This window comes from Paenibacillus xinjiangensis (assembly GCF_059686975.1).
Window position 1 is genome coordinate 1 of record NZ_JCAALS010000002.1, and the last position, 22765, is coordinate 22765.

The following is a 22765-nucleotide window of genomic DNA, read 5'->3' on the forward strand; positions in this document are numbered from 1 at the left end:
TCAAGGTGCGCGAAAGAAAGAGGATGAATTTCAATTTAATAAAGATGCCGGCATGTACGTTTGCAAGGCTGGGCACATGGCAATCCGGAAAGCGCGAAGCGGTAAGAAAGGGGTCGGTGCAAACCAAGTTTATTCCTACTTCTTCGATGTGGAGAAGTGTAAGAGGTGTCCTTTCAAGAATGGGTGCTACACCGAAGGAGCGAAAAGCAAAACCTACTCGGTGAGTATTAAATCCGCCGAACATACCGAACAGATGGCGTTTCAAGAAAGTGAGTACTTTAAGGAGAAGGCAAAAGAGCGCTACAAAATTGAAGCAAAAAACAGTGAACTCAAGCATAGGCACGGGTATGATGTAGCCACTTCCTCGGGTCTATTAGGCATGGAACTACAGGGCGCTATGGCAATATTCACAGTAAATCTAAAGCGAATATTAAAGCTGATGTAAAAGAAAAAATCCCAGACAAGCTTATTTAGATTAAAAAAGACGGCTCTATTCCCAAAAACTGGGGGTGAGAGCCGTCTTTTTATTCGTGTCACTTAGCTAATCCGAAAAACTACAAGTTCTTCAGTGGCCTCCCCATTACTGCTATTTCTTCCTTATCATCTCTGATACCCCATTCTGTGTAGAAGATAGAGAAATAAGTTGCTTAACGAAAGAAAATGTGACGTTAGACGACAGAGGAACGATCGTTATTAGCGATTTTTCATAAATATGAGAATGACCTAGTCATCAACGATGACTTTTGAGACAGCCTCTTCTTCGTGCGGAATGAGAAGGCTTGAGGGGGAATAGAGCGTCTCGTGTATGCTGCATAATCTGTAAATACGAATAAAGAGAGAGGAAGGAGTTGACGAATGGGAAACGAATTGTTACTATATATTAAACGTAATAATTACGATTAACTGACGGATTGTCGGTTTTTCATTTGATCATTAATCGTAATTATTACAATTTAAATAGAGCGAGATAACATGAACATCGTATGAGCATGACATTAATAAGAGGAAAAGGTGAATCAGCATGACAATGAAGAAAATACCAGTAACCGTATTAAGCGGGTATTTGGGAGCGGGTAAGACGACCATACTGAATCATGTGCTGCATAATCGGGATGGGCTGAGGGTAGCGGTTATCGTGAATGATCTGAGTGAGGTTAATATCGATGCAGCGCTTGTGAAGAGTGGCGGCGGTCTCTCCCGTACGGATGAGAAGCTGGTTGAAATGTCTAACGGGTGCATCTGCTGTACCCTTCGTGAGGACCTGCTTCGTGAGGTGGAGCGGCTCGCCAAGGAGAATCGATTCGATTATATCCTTATTGAATCGACAGGGGTGGGTGAGCCGGTACCTGTAGCTCAGACCTTCACCTATATTGATGAAGAGCAGGGCATTGACCTGACACAATTCTGCAAGCTGGACTGTATGGTGACGGTTGTAGATGCTTATCGGTTCTGGCATGACTATTCCTCAGGCGAGACACTCATCGACCGTAATCAAGCGGTGGATGAGCAGGATACGAGAGATGTGGTCGATCTGCTCATTGATCAGATTGAATTCTGCGATGTATTGCTGCTCAATAAATGCGACCTTGTTGAAGAGAATGACCTAATTGAGCTTGAGGGAGTTCTTCGTAAGCTGCAGCCTCGTGCCAAGCTTATTCGCACAGCCAGAGGACAGGTGAATCCAGCTGAGATTTTGAACACAGGCTTATTCGATTTCGATGCGGCAAGTACATCAGCTGGCTGGATCAAAGAGATGGAGGCTGAGGCTCATACACCGGAGACAGAAGAATACGGGATATCTTCCTTCGTGTATGAACGCGTCAAGCCATTTCATCCAGAGCGGCTCATGCATTGGATGGAGGAATGGCCGGAGGATGTGGTCAGGGCCAAGGGTATGGTATGGCTGGCAACACGAAGCGATCAAGCGCAGAGCCTTAGTCAAGCAGGGCCATCCATTCAATTCGGACCTGCCGGCCTGTGGGCTGCCGCGCTCCCTGAGGACGAGCAGCAAGCGCTGCTAGTGGAGGAGAAGGAGCTGGCGCAGAAATGGCACCCGGAATACGGTGACCGTGTCAATAAAGTGGTCTTTATTGGAATCGATCTGAATCGGCATGAAATCGAGGAATCTCTGGACGCATGCTTATTGAATAGCGATGAGATGAGCTCAGATTGGATTCATTTCGTCGACCCATTCCCTAATGTGCCAGGATGACCAGCTCCAAGTTCATTAGTCGGTTATTCAATTTTGAATCAGGAGGTGATCCATTATGCGAGTCATAGTGACATTGGCGTGTACAGAAACGGGAGATCGTAACTACACAACGACTAAGAACAAAAGAACAACAACTGAACGGCTTGAGATGCGTAAATATAGTCCGCGTCTGAAGCGGATAACGCTGCATCGTGAGACGCGCTAGGGCAGCATTAATTAGACTGATTCACGAAAGCTGCACAGAGGGGGATATCTGCCATCTGTGCAGCTTTTGTGTATAACGGACAGCTCGCTCCTTATTTCGCGCGAGTATAGTATAGATCATTCAAATTAAGCTGCATGATGCTGTCAACGATTCTCTCATCGAATTGTGTTCCGCTGTGTCGTCGTAGCTCGTCCCACGCGGCTTCGATGGAAAGTCTCGCGCGATAGGGACGATCAGTCAGCATGGAATCAAGGGCATCAGCAATGGTACAGATTCGTGCGTACAGCGGGATGTCCTCTCCTGCGAGGGCATCAGGATAACCTTTGCCATCATAACGTTCATGATGGTTACGAACGGTTTCGATTGTTCTTTTATCCACGTATTTGTGCTGGTTCAATATATCTTCGCCGAGCTCAGGATGAAGTCTCATAATTTTCCATTCATGCCGATTAAGCAAATCTTTTTTATGTAAAATGGTATTAGGAACCATGGCTTTACCTAAATCATGTAAAAAACAGCCCCTTACAAGTGGCATAACCTCATCTGTCTCATTCAATCCAAGGAATGGAGCCATTTTCTCCGCTAGTAACGCTACTCTGACACAATGTCTATAAGATTCAGGGCTCTTACGGAGCAGAAACTCCATCCAACTGCCGAGATCCATATGCTGCTGCGGGAAATAGTACTTCATTTGAGCATCTATAAGCATATTTCCTCCCTTTGTAATAGGAATATCACTAATTATGGATTGATTTTATGGAAGATCTTTGCAAATATAAATCCATACGGAGGGATGTCGCATAATTACAGTTATCCGACAACAACAGGAGGGATTTCACATGAATGGTAAGGAAATGGAAATAGGTTCAACAATTGTTAAGCATGCCAGTGTCCAAGAACATACATATACAGATGGACAAATCATACAGATGTTTTTATCCTCATGCAGCAGGTCTATTCATACAGCGAAAACGTATATGAGAGCGATCGAGAGGTTTCGTGTCTTCATTGGCTTCAAGCCCCTGTCATCTTCGAACTGGAGAGATATCGAAGCCTACAGACTATGCTTGGTTCACGGAGAGTTTCCAGGGGGCAGCCCCTTATCTCCGGCAAGTGTTGCCACGCTTATAGCACCATTGAAATCTCTGTTCAAATGGGGGAGTGATCCCAACATCGGACTGTTCAAGCAGAACCCTGCCAGCAGCATTAAATTAACGGCTATTACGGTTACAAGTAAAAAGCACTATTTGACAAAAAATGAAGTTGGGAAGCTCATTAGTGAATTGCAGAAGCAGGGGATCCGCAACTATTTAATCGGAATTTCCCTTGTGTTACTGGGACTTCGTGTCTCGGAGTTATGCGGCATGAAGTGGGGAGATTTCTATACAGATCCAGCGGAATCATCTGTCTGGCTGACTGTAAGCAAGGGAAAGGGCGGGAAAGTAAGGGAAGTCAAAGTGCCTGCAATACTCTGGAAAGTTTATTCCCATTACGGAGATAGCTGCATCGATCCTGTTCATAGAGAATCTGAAATGGATGTATTCCCAATTACAACACGACAAGTGGAGCGGATCATCAAGGGAGCGGGAGAGAAAAGCGGGATGAACAAAAAGGTAACTCCGCACTGGCTGCGGCATACGAATGCAACACTCGCTTTGTTGAATGGTGCTTCTCTTCAGCAGGTTCAGGAAACGCTAGGTCATGCCCATATTAATACAACTCAACGGTACTTGCATACCGTTGACCAGATCAAAAAAGCAGCCCCTGATTTTGTCGAAGACCTGCTTCTAGAGTATATCTAAAGACCCAATCTTATAGTATTAATTTCCTGTTTATATCATCTGAATAACTTGTGTATATGGGATATGTGGCATATAATACTATAGATAAATGAATGTTGCATATGTAAACATAGCGGTAGATGTCGGATAACTGTAATTATGCGACATTCTAAAATGTAGCCCCATGAATTATTAATTATACTCGAAAGTTGTCTTTACATTATTTGTGAAAAAGAATGTGATAATAGTACTGTTTAACCGAAGGGAGTGAGAAACAACCGATGATGAATACGAACACAGTCTGGAGCAATCGTTGTACATTATGTTGTCCCTCACCTCTCAGGTCGGAGCTTGAATAACAGCTTTATCATACTATTCGGATCATTGGCATTCTATTGATAGGGTGTTCATGTATTTCGTATTGTATGAGAGCTGTATGGCCGCAAGGATTATTAATCCTTGCGGCTTTTTTGCGTTCAGTCGTCTGTATGATTAAGGGACAACCGATTCGTTCACATTGAATACGGAGGCTTGCCTAATGATGAAGTTAAGTACGATGAAGCTAGTAGTGGATACACTGGACAAAGGATGGAGAAGTCCACTTGCGGAACAGATCGGAGTTCGTTGGGGCTGTGATGAAGCGGAGCTGTTCTTCTGGAGAGCGAGCGCGAACTTTGTGTTCCTGCTTAAGCGGGAAGGTAAGTCGTATTACTTGCGTTTTAACGATAGCTCAGAAAGAACGAAGGAAATGATCGAAGCCGAAATACAGCTATTATTGTATCTAGGCGAACAGCCCCTCCGAACCAATCGGCCCGTTCTATCGGAGCAGGGTCATTATGTCGAAACTGTGCATACGGAGTATGGGAGCTGGCTATTCTGGATTTCGATGATTGCTGCGGTCATTGGTATGCTGCTGATATTGCTTATGCGCTGAGAGGCTTGTCTGAGCGAGAGGTCGATCTGAGTAATCCGAATGTGGAGGCATTCATACAAGGATATAGGGAAGCAACGGACTTGGATGAGGGGCTGCTTGCACAGGGACGGCTGAATGCTTTTTTGAGCATGCACAACCTGCTGTCGTACGCGAAGCTGCTGCGTTCGATAGGCGAGCATGCGCTAGAGGATGATCCAGATGCGGTTGTTCCATTAGGTGGATTAAGGAGCCTGCTGCTGGGGATGCTTGAAGAGAACCGCACGATGTTCATGTCAGATAGAGCGTCAGACGTCTGGCGGTAAATGCGGCATAATGTGTTGGGAGAAAAGACTTGCTGTGCCTGTTGAAGGCGCTGGCAGGTCTTTTCTTGTTGAACGGTCTAGCTGTGGCACCCGAGCCTAATTAGAGCAGCAGCTTCCGATATGGGGTGGCGAGCTGCCTGTATGCTTCTTGAACGCTTTGGAGAAGGAGAAGTGATCACAAGGAGAGCTAATCCAGCTGGAATGATGACTAAAGTGCAACATTATGCGCTCAGGGGAGCTAATCCAGCCGAAATGATGACTTATGTGCAACATTATGCGTTCGGGAGAGCCAATTCGGCTCGTAATGATGACATATGTGCAGCATTAAACGTACGGGAGAGTTAATCCAACCGGAAATGATGACATAAGTGCAGCATGGTACTCATGATAAGGTCTTAGTGAGGTTCTTTAACAGGTGTGGCTTGCCAAGGGCACTCTACTCTTTAGAGGGAAGCAGATTTTTTATCTTGTCGCGGCCATAGGGTGAAGCTGAAGCTGTAGAGGAAGTCGATGCCCAGGATGATGGACCAGATACGAATGGTATTGCTTAGGGCATCCGTCTTCTCGGCATCTCCAACGATTGTGATCATGACAAGCAAGACGATACAGCCAACGGCATAAGCTAGCAAATACCGAAGCCAATTCTGGCGCTCATATCTCGCGTGCTGCTTGCCATATCTGGGCTTCGGCTCGGGTGCTGGCCCGCCTGCGAAGCGTTGGGCGAATTTCTTGTCAGCCCAGCTCACCATTCGATGTCCGAATGCGACGGATACCCCAATATAAATTGCGGCGAGCACATGCATGTAGGCAGCCGTTGAACCCGCACGAAGATCGATAATGGTCACAATAACGAGGATGACATCAACGATAGGTGTCAGTATGAGCAATAAAGCTCCCGTTCTCTTCCATCGGAGCACATAACGACATATGAGCCCGGCAATGACTAGCACCCAGAATCCGATTTCACAGCCAATAATAAATGCCGCAATCATAACAAGACATCTCCTTTTTTAATACAAGTGTATGATAAAGACTTTATTATTATAGCACTGTTGTATTAAAAAGCAACGATGGCTATAATAAGGTCATGCCAAAAATCGTAAATCATGATACGCGCAGGGAACAATTAGCAGAGGCGGCATGGAGAGTCATCCGCCGTGAAGGGATAGAGGGAGTGTCCGTAAGACGTGTAGCGGAGGAAGCAGGAATCTCGCTGGGCTCATTGCGGCATTATTTTGTCACGCAGTCTGAACTGTTGGCTTTTTCTATGCGGCTGGTGTCGGATCGAATAACTCACAGAGTAGAGAGCTTGATCTATACAGGTGACCCGCGTCAGTACGTCGAGCAGTTGATTGGTGAGCTGATTCCGTTGGATGAGGAACGTCGTGCGGAATGCGAGGTATGGCTCGCTTTCATGGGACGAGCTGTAGCTGATCCTAGTATTCGGGCATTGAGCCTTGAGGTGCATGACAAGCTGTATGAAGGCATCTGCCGTATGATTGAGCTACTTATTGCCCATGACATGCTGCCGCAAGGGATGGATGCCGAGCTCGAAGCGAAGCGGCTTCATGCCTTGGTAGACGGACTTGTCGTGCATGGGGTTACTCGCTCAGAGCGCCTCGATGCCGAGCAGATTACAAGTGTTATCGTCTATCACTTGGATCACTTGCTGAAGAGATAAGCTAGAAGAATAGCCATGCCCCCGATGAGCGTGCTGACTGGGGGCATGGCTATTCTAATTCATTATGGTGTTGCGACAGCTAGCTTCGTCATCCCATTCATATAAGGCTGAAGGGCTAGTGGAATACGAATCGAGCCATCCTCCTGCTGATGGTTCTCCAGCAATGGAATCAGAATTCGTGGTGTAGCGACAGCTGTATTGTTCAGCGTATGGCAATAACGCAGCTTGCCAGCTTGGTCGCGATAACGGATGTTCGAACGGCGAGCTTGAAAATCATGCAGATTCGACGACGAGTGTGTCTCTCCGTAAGCTTGCCGGCTTGGCATCCAAGTCTCGATATCATATTGCTTGTAAGTCTTCTGCGACATATCGCCCGTACATACGGCCATTACGCGATAGGGCAGCTCTAACAGCTGGAGCAGCTGCTCAGCGTTGGCGGTAATTTCTTGCAGCAGCAGCTCCGATACATCCGGGTCAGCCTCGCATAAGACGACTTGCTCCACCTTGGCGAATTGATGCACGCGGTATAAGCCGTGAACATCCCTGCCGGCCGAGCCAACCTCACTGCGGAAGCATTGCGAAGCTGCCATCAGCTTCATCGGCTCCGCGAGGTCAATAACCTCATTGCTGTAATACGAGATGAGAGGAGCCTCCGACGTGCCAACTAGCCAGCGGTCTTCCTCATCTATTCGGTAGGTTTGATCCCGTCCCAATGGGAAGAAGGCCGACCACATCAAGGCTTCTGTTCGGACCATTAGCGGCACCTCGAATAGTGTAAAGCCTCGGCTATCCAGTAGATCAATCGCCATCTGCTGAACAGCCCGATGGAGCTGAGCGCCGGCGCCTTTCAAGTAATAGCTGCGCGAGCCAGCTGTCTTAACACCACGAGCGATATCAAAAATCTCGTGCAACCCGCCAAGCTGCACATGATCACGGAGCTCGAACGTAGGGATAATAGGCTCACCTACATGCTTGATCACTACGTTGTCGGCATCCGATCTGCCAACGGGTGTATCAGGAGATACCATATTCGGCACAAGCAGCATAAGCTCCTCGGCTTGTTCCTCAACCTCGGCCAGCTGCCGCTCCAATCTACTTAGCTGCTCGTTCTTGGCCTTAACTTCTGCTTTCTTCGTCTCCATCCGTCTGCTGTTCTGCTCTCGCGACCCAGTATCTGCCTCGAGCAGCTCTCTTCCTTGATGCATCAGCTTCCCAATATCCTGCGACAGCTCATTACGAGCCCTCCGCAGCTCATCGGCCTCCTGCCGAAGCGTTCGCTTCTGATCCTCCAGCTCTAGCAGCTGCGCTACCGAGAGTGTGATGCCTTTCTGATCTGCAGCCCATTGCACCTGCTGCTCATTACTCCTAATCCATTTCAAATCGAGCATGTTCCACCGCGTCCCTTCACATAAGAATGCAAAAAAGCGCCCTCGTCCATATGGGACGAGGAGCGCTTAGACTCGCGGTGCCACCCAACTTGACCAGGGCAGTGTTGTAACACAGCCTGATCCACTTCGGTTCCGCGATAACGGGCGGGTTCCGGTTAACTTAGGAGTAATGACTATTGCCATCCTCTTGACGAGAACGCCTCAGAGTTGGAATCTCTTCATCGGCAAATCGTTAGTAATGAAATTAGCAGTATTATAACTCTAAACAATTACAATATTCAAGCTATTGTTCAAAAAAATGTTGTTCAAAAAAACTTATTTGATCCACGCATCGACCACAGCTTGATTCGCATCAACCCAGGCTTTTGCCGCTTCCTCAGGAGATTGACCCTCTTGGATCTGTACCATCACCTCGGCCATATCGTCCGGGGTCCAGTTGAATTGATCCAAGAATGCGTAAGCCTCCGGTTGATCATCGGCCAGCCCTTGGCGTACAACCGTATGAATCTGTTCATCTCCACCGTACACATTCTTAGAATCGTCCAGATACTTCAGATCCATACTAGCGAACATCCAGTGCGGCGTCCAGCCAGTCACAATAATCGGCTCCTGCTTGTCATAAGCCTTCTGAAGCTGCTGTGTCATGGCAGCAGAAGAGCTCTCAAGCAGTGTCCATTTGTCGCGAAGACCATATTCATCCAATACTTTTTCCGTAGCCATCATAATACCCGCACCCGGCTCAATGCCGATAATCGTATAATCAGTGGCTTGACCAGCCTGATCATTCAGATCCTCAATGCTGTCGATATCCATATATTGCGGCACGACGAGCCCGACCTTCGTACCCTCAAGATTAGGACCTAGATCCTCATATTTGCCTTCATATTTCTCAGTATAAGAGGCATGTGTCGTAGGCAGCCAAGCAGCTACCATTGCATCAGCGCTGCCATCCGAAATACCAGCCCACATTGGGCCTGCATCAACCTGAAGCATCTCTACCTCGTAGCCCAGCTTCTGCTCGAGAACCTCCTTCACGACATAGGTGCTGGCAATCTCAGAATCCCAAGCTACATAAGCGAGTGAGAGCTCTTTCTTATCTCCGCCATTCGCGGAGGAGCAGCCTGCAAGCAGGACGATCACCATTACAGAGGCTAGCAGCAAGTACATTTTTTTACCCATCTTCATCTTCAAATTCATTACAACTCCTTCTATCTATTTGGTATAAAAGCTTAGTTGATGCGGGTCTTCTTAATAATTCGTTGAGTCAATCGGTCAAGAATAATCGCCAAGATGACGATAGCAAGACCTGCCTCAAACCCTACACCAGTGTTGCCTTGTGTTACTGCGCGGTATACGAATGCACCTACACCTTGAGCACCGATCATCGAAGCTATTACGACCATCGACAGCGACAGCATGATGGTCTGGTTAATCCCAGCCATTATTGTCGGCATCGCAATTGGAAGCTGCAGCTTGAAGAGCTTCTGCGATGGTGTAGAGCCGAAAGCATCCGCTGCTTCTACAAGCTCAGCAGGCACCTGCCGAATGCCTAGATTAGTCAGGCGAATCGTAGGCGGAATAGCAAAAATAATGGAAGCGATAACGCCAGGCACAACTCCTAGTGAGAAGAAGGAGACGGCTGGCAGCAGGTATACGAATGCTGGCATCGTCTGCATAAAGTCCAGCACAGGAGTAACGATATTCTGTACAGTGTTCTTGCGAGCGCATAAGATCCCGACTGGCACACCTATCAGTACCGAGATAAAGGCAGCTGTAAGCACCAGCGCGAGTGTCTGCATCGTCTGGCTCCAATAGCCTAAATTCTCAATTATAGCTAAGCCAACTAATGTGAATAGAGCCATTCTCCATTTGCCAATGAACCAAGCGAGGAGGGAGAAGATCAGAATGAGAACAAGCGGGGGAAACCAATTGAGTCCGGCTTGCAGTCCACCAACCGTTTCGCCAACAATTAATCGAATGAAGTCAAATATAGGTTCAAGATTGTTTTCCAGCCATGCCTCGAGCCATTCAACCCAATCGGCTAAAGGGATTTTAGGCAGATTCATTACGTTCACCAACCTCCAATACGGTATTTCCGGCTAATGCAGCAAGGACAGCACCTTTGATAACGATGCCCTGCAGCCGTCCGTTATCGCCGATGACGGCAACAGGAAGCTTGGCATTGCTCATGATTTCGAATAAATCATTAATCAGTGTATCCGGAGCAGCGATGGGTACTTCACGCTGCATAATCTGTTCGAGCGATAGACCCTCTTTGAGAGCATTCGACGCATCCTCTGCGGTAATAACGCCGAGAAGTCGTTTCTCTTTGTCAACGGCATACAGACTAGAGACACCTCGGTCACGCATGAATTGGAGCGCGACGCGTGGACCTCTCTCTATTGTGATCGTCTCCGCCTTGACCATAACATGGGAAGCGGTAAGCACCTTCGATAAGTCAACGTCCTCAACGAACCGTTCCACATATTTGTTAGCAGGCTGCATCAATATTTCATCTGGCGAGCCAATCTGTACGATGCTGCCGTCCTTCATTAAGGCGATCTGATCGCCGATACGCAGCGCTTCGTTCAAATCATGGGTAATGAAGACGATCGTTTTCTTCATCTTCGATTGCAATTCGAGCAGCTCATCCTGCATATCCTTGCGAATAAGCGGATCAAGTGCGCTGAAGGCTTCATCCATGAGCAGAACATCCGGATCATTCGCTAGTCCTCTAGCGAGCCCCACACGCTGCTGCATACCGCCGCTGAGCTGATCAGGATAGCTATTCTCATAGCCGCTCAATCCCACAAGCTCAAGGGATTGCATCGCCATCTCCCGGCGTTTCTTCTTGTCGATGCCCTGCACCTCAAGACCATATTCGATGTTCTCAATAACCGTGCGATGCGGGAATAAGGCGAATTTTTGAAAAACCATTCCTACATTCTTTCTTCTGAAATTGCGCAGCTGCTCCGCATTCATCTTGAGAATGTCTGCTCCATTGAACAGAACCTCACCTGCGGTAGGCTCGATCAATCGGTTAAGCAATCTGACAAGTGTAGACTTACCACTGCCTGACAGCCCCATGATGACAAAAATTTGTCCAGCCTCAATTGCGAAGTCTGCTTGATTAACCCCAACAGTCAGCTTCGTCTCCGCATGTATTTTTTCTTTAGACCATCCTTTATCCAGCAGTGGGATCGCCTTTTTCGGATCAGCTCCGAAAATTTTGGTTAGCCTTTTGGCTTCTATAATCGCCATTTGTCTGCCCCCTTTGTGGAATATTTCGACTGGTATAAGTTTAGATGGTTATCTTTGCTAGGGTCAAAAGGCCTGAGCGTCCGTATAGTCTGTACAGTTATAACTTTACAAACTTTACGTACTGTATGCTCTTGATAACTCCCTTTTTCGTACTAGTCGCATTCTTTACAGCTATACAAGCATTTGAGTACAATGGGTTAGGTAAGGTTGAAAGCGGATATGTAACTCCTCGGGAGGATCGATATGAACGAACTAGAAGCATTATCTGACGAGCAGCGGGCGAAGATTCTTCAGGCACGTCGTCGAGTCATTGAATCAATTGGGAAGAATATGGACTTGTACGGCGTTACGCTGTCCATTGGGCACTTATACGGCAATATGTACTTTAATCAGCAGCCGGTTACGCTTGATGAGATGAGCGAGACGATGGGGATGAGCAAGACCTCTATGAGTACCGGCATGCGTACGCTGCATGATTTGAAGATGATTAATAAGGTGTGGGGCAAGGGCTCGCGCAAGGATCTATATGAAGTAGTTCCCGATTGGCATCAGAACTTCACGGATTTCTTCTCTATTAAGTGGAGGAAGGCTGTTGAGCAGAACATGAATATGTTCGAGCGTACCTTGAAGGAGCTTGAGGGGCTTAAGGAGCAGTACAAGGACGATGAGGCATTCATGGACATTCTTCGCAACGATACGGATAAGATCCAAGAGACATTGGCTTATTACAAATGGCTTGACCGCTTGATTGATTCGTTCGAGACCGGAGAGATCTATCGCTTTATACCGAAAGAAGAGATTTAGAACAGGGATAAATCGCGTAGAGCCGCGGTTTATCTTTTTTTCAATTTATACGATAGAAAATGGAGGGTTGACTGAGGATGAGCGAATTTCGTGCATATGTACTGGACAATCGGATTGGTGGGCAGCCGACATTCGAGCTTAAGCGGCTCTCGCTTGCTAGCTTACCAGCAGGAGAGGTCACCGTTAGAGTCGCATATTCCAGCGTGAACTATAAGGATGGAATGGTCGCAAAAGGGAATAAAATGGTGAAAGCCTATCCATTAATTCCTGGTATTGACCTTGCGGGGACAGTAGAACAGTCAAGCGATGCGCGCTTCAAGCCAGGTGATCCCGTAATCGTTACAAGCTACGGGCTGGGAGTCTCGCATCATGGTGGCTTCAGTGAAATGGCGAGAGTGCCTGCGGACTGGGTCGTTCCGCTGCCGGAAGGGCTGACCCTGCGGGAGGCGATGATTATGGGGACAGCTGGCTTCACAGCTGCACTCTCCATACAGCGTCTTGAGGATAATGGACTTCGCCCGGATAAGGGGCCGGTTCTTGTTGCGGGAGCAACTGGCGGGGTCGGCAGCGTAGCGGTAGATCTATTGTCATTACGAGGCTATGAGGTAACGGCCAGCACAGGCAAGACGGAGGAGCATGATTACTTGCGGGAGCTTGGAGCGGCTCATGTCATTCATCGCAGCGAAATTGTCGATACGGATAAGAAGCCGATTCGCAGACCGCAGTGGGCAGCAGCCGTTGATCCCGTTGGAGGCACAACCCTGCCATACATACTCAGCACACTGCAGTATGGGGGTTCTGTTGCAACTAGCGGCCTAACAGGAGGGATTGACGTAGAGACCTCCGTCTATCCGTTCATTCTAAGAGGAGTTAACTGGCTGGGTATTGATTCGGTTGAATGTCCGATGGACATTAGGCAACAGATATGGACTAGGCTGGGGAGTGATCTGAGGCCTAGATCGATCAATGATCGTATGGTGAATGCGATTAGCTTGGAGCAGCTTCCAGATGTACTGAACCAGATTCTGCAAGGCAAGGTGCGGGGAAGAACGATTGTTGAGATGTAAGGCTATGCTCCTTCACACAGAGGCTGTTCCACAAGAGAACGGGGCCGTCTCAAAAGGTAATCACTCACTCACTGTAGAGACGGTTCGCATAAGTCTAGCGGCAAGCCACATGAACATGATGTTTTCGCGTACTGCTTGCGCGATTTGGCGAGAGGAGTACATGCGCTGCGTATAGGCATAGATGATGACCTTCATCAGCATTTTAGGGTGGTAGCTATCCCAGCCACCTCCGGGATAAGCTTTGGTGAAAGAGATTCATATCTCAACGATAGACCGCGTCATTGATGACGCGAACGAGATGATTTTCGGGGATATCTTCCTGCAAGTCCATTGGCAAGGACAGCTGATCCCTGGTATATTTAGAATGGTTGGTGGTACTTCTATTCTAACAAGGGTTGGCTTCTTTTTGTTTGATTCATGAATAGGTTAAGGGCGGACGGAGCATTAAATGATTCTGGAGAAGCGTTAGCGGTCGCTTTTGTGAAGGGATGCCAACATTACCTCGTTGATTCAAGGAATCCCTGAGCAATGGCGATCGGAAGAACATTTAATGCGCAGGCTGCTGTTTAGCCAAGATAATAAAAAGGGGGTGTCCCGTCATTTTCATGACTTATGGGACACCCCAATTCTCTTATGTAGTACTATATACTTCGATTAAACACTATTTTTCCTTAGCTACTGCTTTTATTTCTTTATGTTCACTCGATCTAGTCCCCAGCAGCACGAAACCGGCCCACTACTGCTTTTTCTTCCTTCTTAAGTAATGAAGTTCCGCTGTTCCTGCTATTTCTTCCTTACCCTCTCTGATCCCCAATTCTGTGCTGCAAATAGAGAAAAAAGTGGCTTATCGAAAGAAAAAAGTGACGTTAGACGTAAAAGGTGCAATCGTTAGTTAGCTAGCCATCTTCCTCCAAAAATACGACACTGACCCCGTTACGAACTGCACCCCAATTGTTAGTTGTGTCTACCAATTGGGGTGCAGTTTACTTATTTGGCTATTTGATATACACCCCGCCGAATGGCAAAAGCTCGCGAAGCATGCGCCTAATCATTCCTCCGCTCTGCAGCTGCTCCTCAATTCCACCGGCCTTCGTGCCGGTCTGGATCAATACAGGCCCTGTGCCTGTAATTTCCCACTGCACGTTCATATGCTGGCTGGCAAGCTGATTGCCATAGACAGACAGCTTAATGACTGCATCCTCAGGGTAGGCGATCAGCGCTCCGGCATCGACGAATAGCGGCTGCTTCGGATCAAGCTGCATATACGCCATATCTCCAAGCGTCAAGATACCGAGCTCGCCCGGGCCTGTGAAGCGCATCCGCATGAATTCTCTCGTGATCCAAGCGGTTTTCATTTTTTGAACGACAGTCTTGAGCTTCATTCCTTCGGAGAAAAAGAAAACATGCCGGAAGTCGAACAGCAGTCCGCTGTCTTCTGGTATAGGGACGGTGACCAGTGAGCAGCCAGGCGGCAGGCCGGCAATGAAATCGCAGGGACCCGTGAAGAGCGAGCGTATCCATTTCTTTTTGCGATACAGGCCTGCCAGATCCATGAACCGGTCCTCCCGCGAATGCGGAGCGCCTTGATAAGCCATAATTGCCGAAGGATGGAGCACGTGGAGCTTGTCCCCTTCAGCCAGAGAGATATGAACGTGACCGAGTGGTGCCGGAGCTGTCGTCTTCATGTTGGATTAGGCTCCTTCAGTCAATGGTTTCTGCTTGCGCCATACGATATAACGCCATACTCTAACGGATACAATATAAGCCACTATAAAAAAGGCGAAAATAACGACGGTATAGATCAGCTTGCGGACGAAGCTCTCACGATCCTGCTTAGCCAGCTCCATCTCATTGACGAGCTTGCTGTTCTGCAGCATCAGCTGCTCATTCTGCAGACGGTACTGCTCGTTCTGAAGCAGCAGCTCCTGCTGCTTCAGAACCGATTCCTCCAGCTGCTGCCGCTGCTCCTCGAGCGCATCCTTCGCTTCTGTATATTGCTGCTGCAGCTCATCTATTTTTTCTGGTGTATTGTAAATATCCTTGATACGGTCGAATACGCCTGCTTCGGCTGTGGGAGTAGGAATAATCAGGAATAGCATAGCTACGAAACTTATGATGGCGTACGAATAAAGTTTATTGTTCATTAGGCATCAGCACCTCCTAATGAACAGTTTATCTCTTTTTTCGCCAATAATCTATTAATTACGTCCTTTTCAGTGCTAGTTTCCTATATCTCAGGATACGGTTATACATGGATCGATCTTCCAGCTTGCGGAACGGTATCGCCTCGGGTTTGGAATTGACTTCAAGTATCCAAGGATGAAGCTTCTGATCAAGGGCAATGTCGAAGCCAAGCTCATTCAGATGTGGAAAAGCATGCTGCAATTGTTTCGCGGCAGTGCGGCAAATGGTACTTAGTCGGACCTCCGTTCGCAGCCGTGAATCCGATCTGCCTTGCGAGCCCATTACCGTCTTGATGGTACGGATGGAGGCTCCTTGACTGCCATTGGTGACAGCGCTGCCCAGCTTAGCCACTCTAGCAAGCATGCCGGTTACGCGCCAGCTTCTTGCCGGGTCCAGCTGCGCCACTACACGAAGGTCGAACATTCTGCGTTGGTACCTTAGCATATGGATGCCCCGCTGCACGAGGTAACGCTTGCTTCTGGTGTGCTGACTAACGCGATAAAGCAGGCTTTGCCAAGTTAAATTGCGGTAGACCTGCGAGCCGAGCTGGAGACGGTAGCCGCTCTTCTTGCTCTCGATACGCATAACGCCGATGCCATGCGAACCGTGCACAGGCTTCATATAGACCATGCTATTCTTCCGCAGCATCGTTCTTAGCGTCTGTTCAGAGAAGGGTCGTGTATGCGGAATGTAACGCCTGATCTGTTTGTTTTTCATGAGTATGCTCGTCTTCGTCCATTTGCTGGAAGCACCTCTTGTGGACTTTCTCTTCTTGTGTTGTCGGCTCATTACAGTCTCTTCCTCCTATGATGGTATCGCTTGCCACAGCATATGCTTGCCCAATTCGGCAGGAGTGGGCTTCCTTGCCTCATAGGACATGTACACGGACGCTTCGATTCACGCGTGCATAAGCTGATAGAAGTTGAAGTTGAAACGGAGGATGGACGATGCGGATTTCCCTAAGCGACAAAGCGGTTCGTGACAAATGGGAGGACGTGCTCCGGCTGTATCCTTGGTATGCAGACCTGAAGACGGCAAGTGAAATCAAGCAGTGGGAAGACATCCCCTTCCTCACGCATGAACGCTTGCTGCCTTATTATGAGCGCGGTGAAGGTGCTAATTATCCAGATTGGAATGTGTATCGCACCTCAGGAACTAGTGGAAGCAAACGTAAAGCCATCTATTATGATGCGATGGATGAGGTAGCCTATGTGCAGCATAAAACAGCTCTATTCGAAAAGCTGCTAAGCGACTATTCTGTCAAGCGGGCGCTTAGTGATGTGGGAACGGGGCATGCTGAGGCGACTGCCTTGCGTATATTCGAGGAGCTTGGGCTCGTATGCGAATCGATCCCCTTTGGCCTACCAGTGGCGGCACATCTGCTGCATTTGTCTGCTTTTAGACCGGATGTATTATATACGATGCCATCTATTCTGGATGGTCTTGTTCGGGTTGCTCCTGCTGACTACAAGTGGGGGCTTAGCTGTGTCATTCTCGTGGGGGAGCCAGCGTCTCCTGCATGGCGGCAGCGTATGGGAGAAATACTGAGTCTAGATGCAAGCGCCATTATGGATACCTATGGAAGTATTGAGGTAGGAACGATTGCTTATTGGGAGCAGGCTCTCGGTCGTTATGTTGTGCTTGACGGCTTGATTGGTGAGGGTGCAACACCAGATGAGGTTGGGCTGACGGATATGCAGCTGGCAGAGGGGGAGCAGATTCTGGTCCTTACATCGTTTGTTCGGCGTCGGTTCCCGGTGCTTCGCTTTGTCACCTATGATGTCGTTCGGGATCTTCGAACAGAAGAGGTAGAGGGGCAGCTGGTGACCACATTCGAAGCTGTCGTGAAGCGGGTCGGACCGGAGCTGAAGCATGGGGAGAAGATTAGCATATTCGATATCGAGAACGCCGTATTCAAGCATGTGCAGCAAGCGACAGTCCGAGTGCTTGTGAGCGGCAATCGGCTGGAGGTCTCGATAGCCGTTCCTGATCCAGTTGCTCCGGCTGTTGCTGCGAAGATCCGCAATGAAGTGCATGGCGCGATACCGGAGATCGGAGCGATGATTCGAGGCGGGCTGCTGGGAGAAATTAAGGTAGCTTTCCTAGATGCCAATGAGACTGCTGGCAGCTTCGCTTCCACGTCACAAGAGGCAGCAGTCCCGATTAAGCAGAAGAAGCTGTACGTTGGGAAAAGTGCTGAGAAGGTGGAGCCTTCTTGAGCATTCATGAGGATATACGTACCGTCATTGGCAGAACGCCTGTTGTAGAGCTGGGACGACTGTTCCAGCATGAGGACTTCAAGGTATATGCGAAGCTGGAGCTAATGAATCCCGGAGGCAGCATCAAAGACCGATCAGCTGGGATGATGCTGCAGGCTGCACTGCAAGAGGGACGAATTGGCCGTGGCTCAGTTATTGTAGAGTCCAGCTCGGGCAATCTGGCTATTGGGCTCGCCCAGCTGTGCAATGTGATTGGCTGTACATTCATCTGTGTCGTAGATCCACGAACGACAGAAGCTAATCTTCGAATTCTCCAAGCTTATGGCGCGCGAATCGATATGGTGAGCCAGCCCGATCCAGCAACGGGGGAATACGTCCCGGCGCGGCTTGCTCGCGTACAGCGCTGGCTGCGCAGATTGCCTGATGCCTATTGGCCGAACCAATATGGCAATCTGAACAATGCGCTTGCTCATGAGCGCATGACGATGGCTGAGCTTGCAGCTGATCTGCCGCGCATCGATTATTTGTTCTGCGGCGTCAGCACCTGCGGTACGCTAAGGGGCTGTCTGGACTATATTAGGCGGAACGGACTGCCTACGAAGGTTATTGCGGTTGATGCCGAAGGGAGCGTGATCTTCGGCGGCAGCAAGGGGACATCAAGGCGGTTGCTGCCTGGACTCGGAGCGGGCATTCGCCCTCTTCTCTGTCCGGAGGAGGGGATTGTGGACGTCATTAAGGTGAATGATCGAGATTGCATAGCCGCCTGTCGTAAGCTCGTGCGTCAGGAGTCGATTCTCGCGGGAGGCTCATCTGGAGGAATCATTGCGGCAGTGGTGAAATATCGGGAGCGTATAAAGTCCGGCTCCATATGCGCCTTACTGCTTCCAGACCGGGGAGAGCGTTATCTCGATACTGTCTTTAATGATGAATGGGTCACGCAGGCCTTCGATGCGGAGTTCACAGCCAGCCTTCATTCACAAAGGGGATGCAGCAGGTGATCTATCTTAATGAAGCGGATATCGAGCATATCGGAATGGATTGGAGTATGCTGGCCGATGTGGTGCAGGATGCGGCTGAAGCGCATGCCCTTGGCGAATGTGCACAGCCTCTTAAGCCTTACTTGAAGTTCGGCGATGAGCGCAATCGCATTATTGCTATGCCGGCGTACGTCAATCGGCCTATTCAGTCAGCGGGCTTGAAGTGGATCGCAAGCTTTCCAGGCAATATTACAGCAGGCTTGCCGCGTGCGCACAGTGTAACGGTGCTTAATGATCCAGCTACGGGAGAGCCGACCGCTCTCATTAAGGGCGGCTTGATTAGCGCCGTTAGAACAGCGGCGGTTAGTGCTGCGCTCCTGCGACGAATGCTGCCTGCACGATCTGAGGGTCTAGAGGTCTTCGTTATTGGAATGGGCCCGATCGGACGGATGCATATCCGTATGCTGAACAGCTTGTTCGGCGATCAATTGGCTCGAATCCGTGTATACGATCAGAGAGATATGGAGGTAGACACTTGGCTTGCAGGGATAGAGATGGTCATCCCGGTTGAGCGATGCCAGTCGTGGCAGGAAGGATATGCCGCTGCTGATCTCGTCTTTACCTGTACAGCATCTACACACCGATATATTAATGTGGCAGCCAAACAGAATGCTCTGCTCATGCATATTTCACTGCGAGATTATAGGGTGGAAGCGCTGAAGGGACTCGGAATGATTATCGTGGACAGCTGGGAAGAGGTCTGCCGTGCAGATACGGATATTGAGCAGCTGTATCTTCATCAAGGGCTGCTCGAAGAGCACACGACCACTCTTGCAGCGATCCTCCTTGGGAATAAGGATGAAGAGAACGCTCCTGCGCGGGTGACTGCTGCTAGTGCTGGCCCAATTCTGTTCGCCCCGATGGGGATGGCGATATTCGATATTGCAGTTGCGGCTCATTATGCAGCGATAGCTCAGCGGCTCGGCATAGGCAGGCCGCTTGATTAAACATAGCAGAAGCCTCCGAAGCAGGCCTTATTGCTGTGGCTAGCTTTGGAGGCTTCTGCTTGAGCTTACTTCAATAGATGATCATCCGGCTGGGGGTCGTCTGCAATGCCCTTGGTCGAGTTGCGGAATTCACGCATCGTATCTCCCAGGGCACGGCCAAGCTGAGGCAGCTTGCTTGGTCCGAACACGATGAGCGCGATGGCGAAAATAATAATTAACCCTGAAACGCCGATATTGTTGAACATCAGTTATCCACTCCTATTTCTTATATGGTTAAGACGGATTCGGACTCATCAACATTCTCTTCCGCTTGCTGCGGGAATAGCGCCAGGACACGAATACGCTAATCTCGAACAACAGAATAAGCGGAACAGTGACAGACAGATGAGACACGAAATCCGGTGGTGAAATGCAAGCACCGAGTACGGCGAGACCGACGTAAGCGTATTTCCGGATGAACTTCACTCTTCCGGGCGTAAGAACGCCGATTAGCGTGAGGAACAGCATGACGAGCGGCATCTCGAAGGCGATGCCCATAGGGAACAGAAAGCTGAACAGGAAGGATACGAAGTGCTGAAGTCCGTATACTTCGTTGGCGCCGATGACGTGGTTCAGCTTCACCATGAAGCGGATCATCATCGGGAGTGCGACCGTGTAGCCGAATAGAACGCCAGCTGCGAATAACGCGGCTGATGCTGGTACGAACCATAGCATGTTTTTCGCTTCGCGTACGGTCAAGCCGGGGCGGGCGAACGCCCAGACATGGTACAGCAAGAAGGGGAGCGTGGCTGCGATACTGAGCAGCATTGCGCATTTCATGTACACCATCAGTCCGTCAGAGAGCGCGAATACGCTCCACTCGACATTTAAGGTTCCGAGGTTCGATTGGATGAAACGCAGCAGGTGTGGAGAGAAGTAGATGCCGACGCATAACGCACCCAAAAACCAAGCGGCTACATAGATGAGCCGTTTGCGAAGCTCGGTCAGATGAAGGACGACGTCCTGCTGCATATCCATCTATACCAGGGAGCCTCCTTTTTCCAAATACTTAAGAATACCTTCGGCAGCCCGGTAAGTGAGCGCTCCAACGGTTGCGGTCGGGTTATATCCGCTATTGTGCGCGAAGGCTGAGGCGCCGATAATAAACACATTTTCCGCATCCCACATTTGCAAATAGTTATTCACAACAGAGGTGGAAGGATCGCTGCCCATGATCGCTCCGCCAGTATTGTGAGTGGATTGGTATGGCACGATGCTGTAGGTCGTAATCTGATTGCTTGTCTCGACTGAAGTCGGCTTCATCGCTTCGGCAATGGCTTTGGTCTTCTCAGCGATGAAGGATACGAGCTTGCGATCCTGATCCTCGAAGTCGAAGGTCATGCGCATAAGCGGAAGCCCGTATATATCCTTGTACGTCGGATCGAGATCAAGATAGTGGTGCTGGTAAGGAAGGTTGGCGCCTTGAATGCCGACACTTAAGTAACGATTGGCGTATTTGATCGACTGCTGCTTGAATTGCGCACCCCAGGCGGGTGTGCCCTTAGGCGCTGGATTGTTGGCAATCGGTCGCAGTCCGGCTTGTGTAAGCCGTATGTTGCCGCCATGCAGGAAATCTAGCGAGCTATGGTCGAAGTTGTCGCCATTGAATTCGTCAATCGCGCTGCCAAGCGCGCCTGCACCCATGAAGGTGTTGAACTCTCTTTCGTCAAAATAAGCATTCGAGGTACCGCCGACGATCTGATAGGCATAGTTGCGGCCGACAACACCTGTACCCGATTGGGAATCATACGGCTTGCCAAGGTTGGATAGGAGCAGCAGCCTGACATTCGAGAAGACGTAGCCTGCCATAATCACGACATCTGCGGGCTGCTCGAATTCTTCTCCTGTCGGAGTGTTAATATATACAACACCAGTGGCCTTGCTGCCGGTATGTAGAATCTTGGTAACGTTCGAGAATGTGCGTATATCGAGCTTTCCGGTTTTTTGGGCGACCGGTATGACCGTGATGCTCGGATCTGCTTTGGACCCATATTCGCAGCCGAACCTTTCACAGAATGCGCAGTATTGGCATGCGCCGCGAGCAATGCCATCCTCATTCGTGTAATCCTCCGATAGGTTAGCAGATGGGATGACGTAGGGCTTGTAGCCGAGCGAGGTAGCTGCCTCCTCGAACATTTTCATCGAAGGCGATTTCTTCATTGGCCCTGTAGGAAAAGGCTTGGTCATTGGGGCAGCGAACTCAGGCATTGTCGATTCACCGGAGATGCCGGCCATATATTCGAACTTGGAGAAATAAGGATCAAGCTCATCATAGGTAATGCCCCAATCCTGAAGCATCATGCCCTCGGGAATTTTGTTCTTGCCGTATTTCTCAATGGTCTTCGTCCTTATCTCGAAATCGTAGGGAAGGAAACGGTGATATTGCCCATTCCAATGGACGCCCGAGCCACCCACGCCTTCGCCCATTAGGAAAGAGCCGTATGAACGCATAGGCAGGGACCTAGTCTTCTCAGAATGGCGGAAGGTTACGGTTTCCTTGGACAGATCCTGCATCATCTCGTAACGCTGAGCGTAGCGAAGCTCGTCATGGACGTGGAAAAAATCTTCTGTATTGCGCATTTTCCCGCGCTCGAGCGCGACGACCTCATGCCCCGCCTTGGTCAGCTCGGCTGCAATAATACCGCCGACCCAGCCTAATCCGATAATAACAATCGGTACCTTAGGTAACTTTGTAGCCACATCT

At 49.2% G+C, this 22765-nt stretch carries 24 protein-coding genes and 1 pseudogene; 12 read left to right on the forward strand and 13 right to left on the reverse strand.

The window, feature by feature from the left end:
- The 3 genes from AC6ESP_RS02045 to rpmG all read left to right on the forward strand — a co-directional run.
- A partial coding sequence (locus tag AC6ESP_RS02045; RefSeq protein ID WP_497095012.1) for a transposase occupies nt 1-445 on the forward strand: 445 nt, incomplete at its 5' end.
- Nucleotides 446-1021: 576 nt separating this feature from the next.
- A complete protein-coding gene (locus AC6ESP_RS02050; protein ID WP_497095013.1) occupies nt 1022-2212 on the forward strand; it encodes a GTP-binding protein in 1191 nt (396 codons plus the stop codon).
- 55 nt (nt 2213-2267) lie between these two features.
- A complete protein-coding gene (gene rpmG, locus AC6ESP_RS02055; protein WP_497095014.1) occupies nt 2268-2417 on the forward strand; it encodes a 50S ribosomal protein L33 in 150 nt (49 codons plus the stop codon).
- Between the two features lie 91 nt (nt 2418-2508).
- Here rpmG and AC6ESP_RS02060 read toward each other — a convergent pair whose 3' ends face one another.
- The gene (locus tag AC6ESP_RS02060) at nt 2509-3126 is read right to left on the reverse strand and encodes an HD-GYP domain-containing protein (protein WP_497095015.1); all 618 of its coding nucleotides are present in this window, start codon (nt 3124-3126) and stop codon (nt 2509-2511) included.
- A gap of 130 nt (nt 3127-3256) precedes the next feature.
- Here AC6ESP_RS02060 and AC6ESP_RS02065 point away from each other — a divergent pair, with 130 nt between their 5' ends.
- From AC6ESP_RS02065 to AC6ESP_RS02075, 3 genes are all read left to right on the forward strand, one after another.
- Complete coding sequence (locus AC6ESP_RS02065; protein ID WP_497095016.1) at nt 3257-4219, forward strand: tyrosine-type recombinase/integrase; 963 nt, start codon at nt 3257-3259, stop codon at nt 4217-4219.
- 517 nt (nt 4220-4736) lie between these two features.
- Nucleotides 4737-5132, forward strand: coding sequence for a hypothetical protein (locus AC6ESP_RS02070; RefSeq protein ID WP_497095017.1), 396 nt, complete (start codon nt 4737-4739; stop codon nt 5130-5132).
- A gap of 5 nt (nt 5133-5137) precedes the next feature.
- Nucleotides 5138-5434 (forward strand): hypothetical protein, encoded by a 297-nt coding sequence (locus AC6ESP_RS02075; RefSeq protein WP_497095018.1) that lies wholly within the window; start codon nt 5138-5140, stop codon nt 5432-5434.
- Between the two features lie 443 nt (nt 5435-5877).
- On the opposite strand, the gene AC6ESP_RS02080 is transcribed toward AC6ESP_RS02075, so the two are convergent.
- Nucleotides 5878-6426, reverse strand: coding sequence for a hypothetical protein (locus tag AC6ESP_RS02080; RefSeq protein WP_497095019.1), 549 nt, complete (start codon nt 6424-6426; stop codon nt 5878-5880).
- A gap of 95 nt (nt 6427-6521) precedes the next feature.
- On the opposite strand from AC6ESP_RS02080, the gene AC6ESP_RS02085 reads away from it, so the two are divergent.
- Nucleotides 6522-7115, forward strand: a complete 594-nt coding sequence (locus tag AC6ESP_RS02085; protein WP_497095020.1) for a TetR/AcrR family transcriptional regulator — start codon at nt 6522-6524, stop codon at nt 7113-7115.
- 62 nt (nt 7116-7177) lie between these two features.
- On the opposite strand, the gene serS is transcribed toward AC6ESP_RS02085, so the two are convergent.
- The 4 genes from serS to AC6ESP_RS02105 form a co-directional block, all read right to left on the reverse strand.
- Complete coding sequence (serS, locus tag AC6ESP_RS02090) at nt 7178-8503, reverse strand: serine--tRNA ligase (RefSeq protein ID WP_497095021.1); 1326 nt, start codon at nt 8501-8503, stop codon at nt 7178-7180.
- Nucleotides 8504-8818: 315 nt separating this feature from the next.
- Nucleotides 8819-9700, reverse strand: a complete 882-nt coding sequence (locus AC6ESP_RS02095) for a glycine betaine ABC transporter substrate-binding protein (protein ID WP_497095022.1) — start codon at nt 9698-9700, stop codon at nt 8819-8821.
- 32 nt (nt 9701-9732) lie between these two features.
- Complete coding sequence (locus AC6ESP_RS02100; protein ID WP_497095023.1) at nt 9733-10569, reverse strand: ABC transporter permease; 837 nt, start codon at nt 10567-10569, stop codon at nt 9733-9735.
- Nucleotides 10556-11764: a quaternary amine ABC transporter ATP-binding protein gene (locus AC6ESP_RS02105; protein ID WP_497095024.1), complete on the reverse strand. Its 1209-nt coding sequence runs from the start codon at nt 11762-11764 to the stop codon at nt 10556-10558. Before AC6ESP_RS02105 ends, AC6ESP_RS02100 begins: the two co-directional genes overlap by 14 nt.
- A gap of 243 nt (nt 11765-12007) precedes the next feature.
- Here AC6ESP_RS02105 and AC6ESP_RS02110 point away from each other — a divergent pair, with 243 nt between their 5' ends.
- The gene (locus AC6ESP_RS02110) at nt 12008-12568 is read left to right on the forward strand and encodes a GbsR/MarR family transcriptional regulator (protein ID WP_497095025.1); all 561 of its coding nucleotides are present in this window, start codon (nt 12008-12010) and stop codon (nt 12566-12568) included.
- Nucleotides 12569-12645: 77 nt separating this feature from the next.
- Entirely contained in the window at nt 12646-13635 is a 990-nt protein-coding gene (locus AC6ESP_RS02115; protein ID WP_497095026.1) for an NADPH:quinone oxidoreductase family protein, read from the forward strand.
- Between the two features lie 66 nt (nt 13636-13701).
- Here AC6ESP_RS02115 and AC6ESP_RS02120 read toward each other — a convergent pair.
- From AC6ESP_RS02120 to AC6ESP_RS02135, 4 genes and pseudogenes are all read right to left on the reverse strand, one after another.
- Nucleotides 13702-13966: pseudogene (locus AC6ESP_RS02120) on the reverse strand (transposase); the annotation flags it as partial.
- Nucleotides 13967-14630: 664 nt separating this feature from the next.
- Nucleotides 14631-15320, reverse strand: coding sequence for an AIM24 family protein (locus AC6ESP_RS02125; protein ID WP_497095027.1), 690 nt, complete (start codon nt 15318-15320; stop codon nt 14631-14633).
- Between the two features lie 6 nt (nt 15321-15326).
- Nucleotides 15327-15779, reverse strand: coding sequence for a hypothetical protein (locus tag AC6ESP_RS02130; RefSeq protein ID WP_497095028.1), 453 nt, complete (start codon nt 15777-15779; stop codon nt 15327-15329).
- A gap of 58 nt (nt 15780-15837) precedes the next feature.
- Nucleotides 15838-16608 (reverse strand): YheC/YheD family protein, encoded by a 771-nt coding sequence (locus tag AC6ESP_RS02135; protein WP_497095029.1) that lies wholly within the window; start codon nt 16606-16608, stop codon nt 15838-15840.
- 158 nt (nt 16609-16766) lie between these two features.
- On the opposite strand from AC6ESP_RS02135, the gene AC6ESP_RS02140 reads away from it, so the two are divergent.
- Genes AC6ESP_RS02140 through AC6ESP_RS02150 form a run of 3 tightly spaced genes read left to right on the forward strand, consistent with a single transcriptional unit; the run spans nt 16767 to nt 20022 of the window.
- Nucleotides 16767-18038 carry a phenylacetate--CoA ligase family protein gene (locus AC6ESP_RS02140; protein WP_497095030.1) on the forward strand — a complete coding sequence of 424 codons (1272 nt, stop codon included), beginning with the start codon at nt 16767-16769 and terminating at the stop codon, nt 18036-18038.
- Nucleotides 18035-19036 (forward strand): 2,3-diaminopropionate biosynthesis protein SbnA, encoded by a 1002-nt coding sequence (gene sbnA, locus AC6ESP_RS02145; RefSeq protein ID WP_497095031.1) that lies wholly within the window; start codon nt 18035-18037, stop codon nt 19034-19036. Before AC6ESP_RS02140 ends, sbnA begins: the two co-directional genes overlap by 4 nt.
- Entirely contained in the window at nt 19033-20022 is a 990-nt protein-coding gene (locus AC6ESP_RS02150) for a 2,3-diaminopropionate biosynthesis protein SbnB (protein ID WP_497095032.1), read from the forward strand. The genes sbnA and AC6ESP_RS02150 overlap by 4 nt, the downstream gene beginning before the upstream one ends.
- 65 nt (nt 20023-20087) lie before the next feature.
- On the opposite strand, the gene tatA is transcribed toward AC6ESP_RS02150, so the two are convergent.
- Genes tatA through AC6ESP_RS02165 form a run of 3 tightly spaced genes read right to left on the reverse strand, consistent with a single transcriptional unit; the run spans nt 20088 to nt 22761 of the window.
- The gene (tatA, locus tag AC6ESP_RS02155; RefSeq protein WP_497095033.1) at nt 20088-20267 is read right to left on the reverse strand and encodes a twin-arginine translocase TatA/TatE family subunit; all 180 of its coding nucleotides are present in this window, start codon (nt 20265-20267) and stop codon (nt 20088-20090) included.
- A 28-nt stretch (nt 20268-20295) separates the two neighbouring features.
- The gene (gene tatC / locus AC6ESP_RS02160; RefSeq protein WP_497095034.1) at nt 20296-21039 is read right to left on the reverse strand and encodes a twin-arginine translocase subunit TatC; all 744 of its coding nucleotides are present in this window, start codon (nt 21037-21039) and stop codon (nt 20296-20298) included.
- Nucleotides 21040-22761 carry a GMC family oxidoreductase gene (locus tag AC6ESP_RS02165; protein WP_497095035.1) on the reverse strand — a complete coding sequence of 574 codons (1722 nt, stop codon included), beginning with the start codon at nt 22759-22761 and terminating at the stop codon, nt 21040-21042.
- Nucleotides 22762-22765 lie beyond the last annotated feature (4 nt).

What these genes read in the sequence shown, in the direction of transcription:
- AC6ESP_RS02050 (WP_497095013.1), top strand. Translation starts at nt 1,022, where the DNA reads ATGACAATGAAGAAAATACCAGTAACCGTATTAAGCGGGTATTTGGGA.
- rpmG (WP_497095014.1), top strand. Translation starts at nt 2,268, where the DNA reads ATGCGAGTCATAGTGACATTGGCGTGTACAGAAACGGGAGATCGTAAC.
- AC6ESP_RS02060 (WP_497095015.1), bottom strand. Translation starts at nt 3,126, where the DNA reads ATGCTTATAGATGCTCAAATGAAGTACTATTTCCCGCAGCAGCATATG.
- AC6ESP_RS02065 (WP_497095016.1), top strand. Translation starts at nt 3,257, where the DNA reads ATGAATGGTAAGGAAATGGAAATAGGTTCAACAATTGTTAAGCATGCC.
- AC6ESP_RS02070 (WP_497095017.1), top strand. Translation starts at nt 4,737, where the DNA reads ATGATGAAGTTAAGTACGATGAAGCTAGTAGTGGATACACTGGACAAA.
- AC6ESP_RS02080 (WP_497095019.1), bottom strand. Translation starts at nt 6,426, where the DNA reads ATGATTGCGGCATTTATTATTGGCTGTGAAATCGGATTCTGGGTGCTA.
- AC6ESP_RS02085 (WP_497095020.1), top strand. Translation starts at nt 6,522, where the DNA reads ATGCCAAAAATCGTAAATCATGATACGCGCAGGGAACAATTAGCAGAG.
- serS (WP_497095021.1), bottom strand. Translation starts at nt 8,503, where the DNA reads ATGCTCGATTTGAAATGGATTAGGAGTAATGAGCAGCAGGTGCAATGG.
- AC6ESP_RS02095 (WP_497095022.1), bottom strand. Translation starts at nt 9,700, where the DNA reads ATGAATTTGAAGATGAAGATGGGTAAAAAAATGTACTTGCTGCTAGCC.
- AC6ESP_RS02100 (WP_497095023.1), bottom strand. Translation starts at nt 10,569, where the DNA reads ATGAATCTGCCTAAAATCCCTTTAGCCGATTGGGTTGAATGGCTCGAG.
- AC6ESP_RS02105 (WP_497095024.1), bottom strand. Translation starts at nt 11,764, where the DNA reads ATGGCGATTATAGAAGCCAAAAGGCTAACCAAAATTTTCGGAGCTGAT.
- AC6ESP_RS02110 (WP_497095025.1), top strand. Translation starts at nt 12,008, where the DNA reads ATGAACGAACTAGAAGCATTATCTGACGAGCAGCGGGCGAAGATTCTT.
- AC6ESP_RS02115 (WP_497095026.1), top strand. Translation starts at nt 12,646, where the DNA reads ATGAGCGAATTTCGTGCATATGTACTGGACAATCGGATTGGTGGGCAG.
- AC6ESP_RS02125 (WP_497095027.1), bottom strand. Translation starts at nt 15,320, where the DNA reads ATGAAGACGACAGCTCCGGCACCACTCGGTCACGTTCATATCTCTCTG.
- AC6ESP_RS02130 (WP_497095028.1), bottom strand. Translation starts at nt 15,779, where the DNA reads ATGAACAATAAACTTTATTCGTACGCCATCATAAGTTTCGTAGCTATG.
- AC6ESP_RS02135 (WP_497095029.1), bottom strand. Translation starts at nt 16,608, where the DNA reads ATGAGCCGACAACACAAGAAGAGAAAGTCCACAAGAGGTGCTTCCAGC.
- AC6ESP_RS02140 (WP_497095030.1), top strand. Translation starts at nt 16,767, where the DNA reads ATGCGGATTTCCCTAAGCGACAAAGCGGTTCGTGACAAATGGGAGGAC.
- tatA (WP_497095033.1), bottom strand. Translation starts at nt 20,267, where the DNA reads ATGTTCAACAATATCGGCGTTTCAGGGTTAATTATTATTTTCGCCATC.
- tatC (WP_497095034.1), bottom strand. Translation starts at nt 21,039, where the DNA reads ATGGATATGCAGCAGGACGTCGTCCTTCATCTGACCGAGCTTCGCAAA.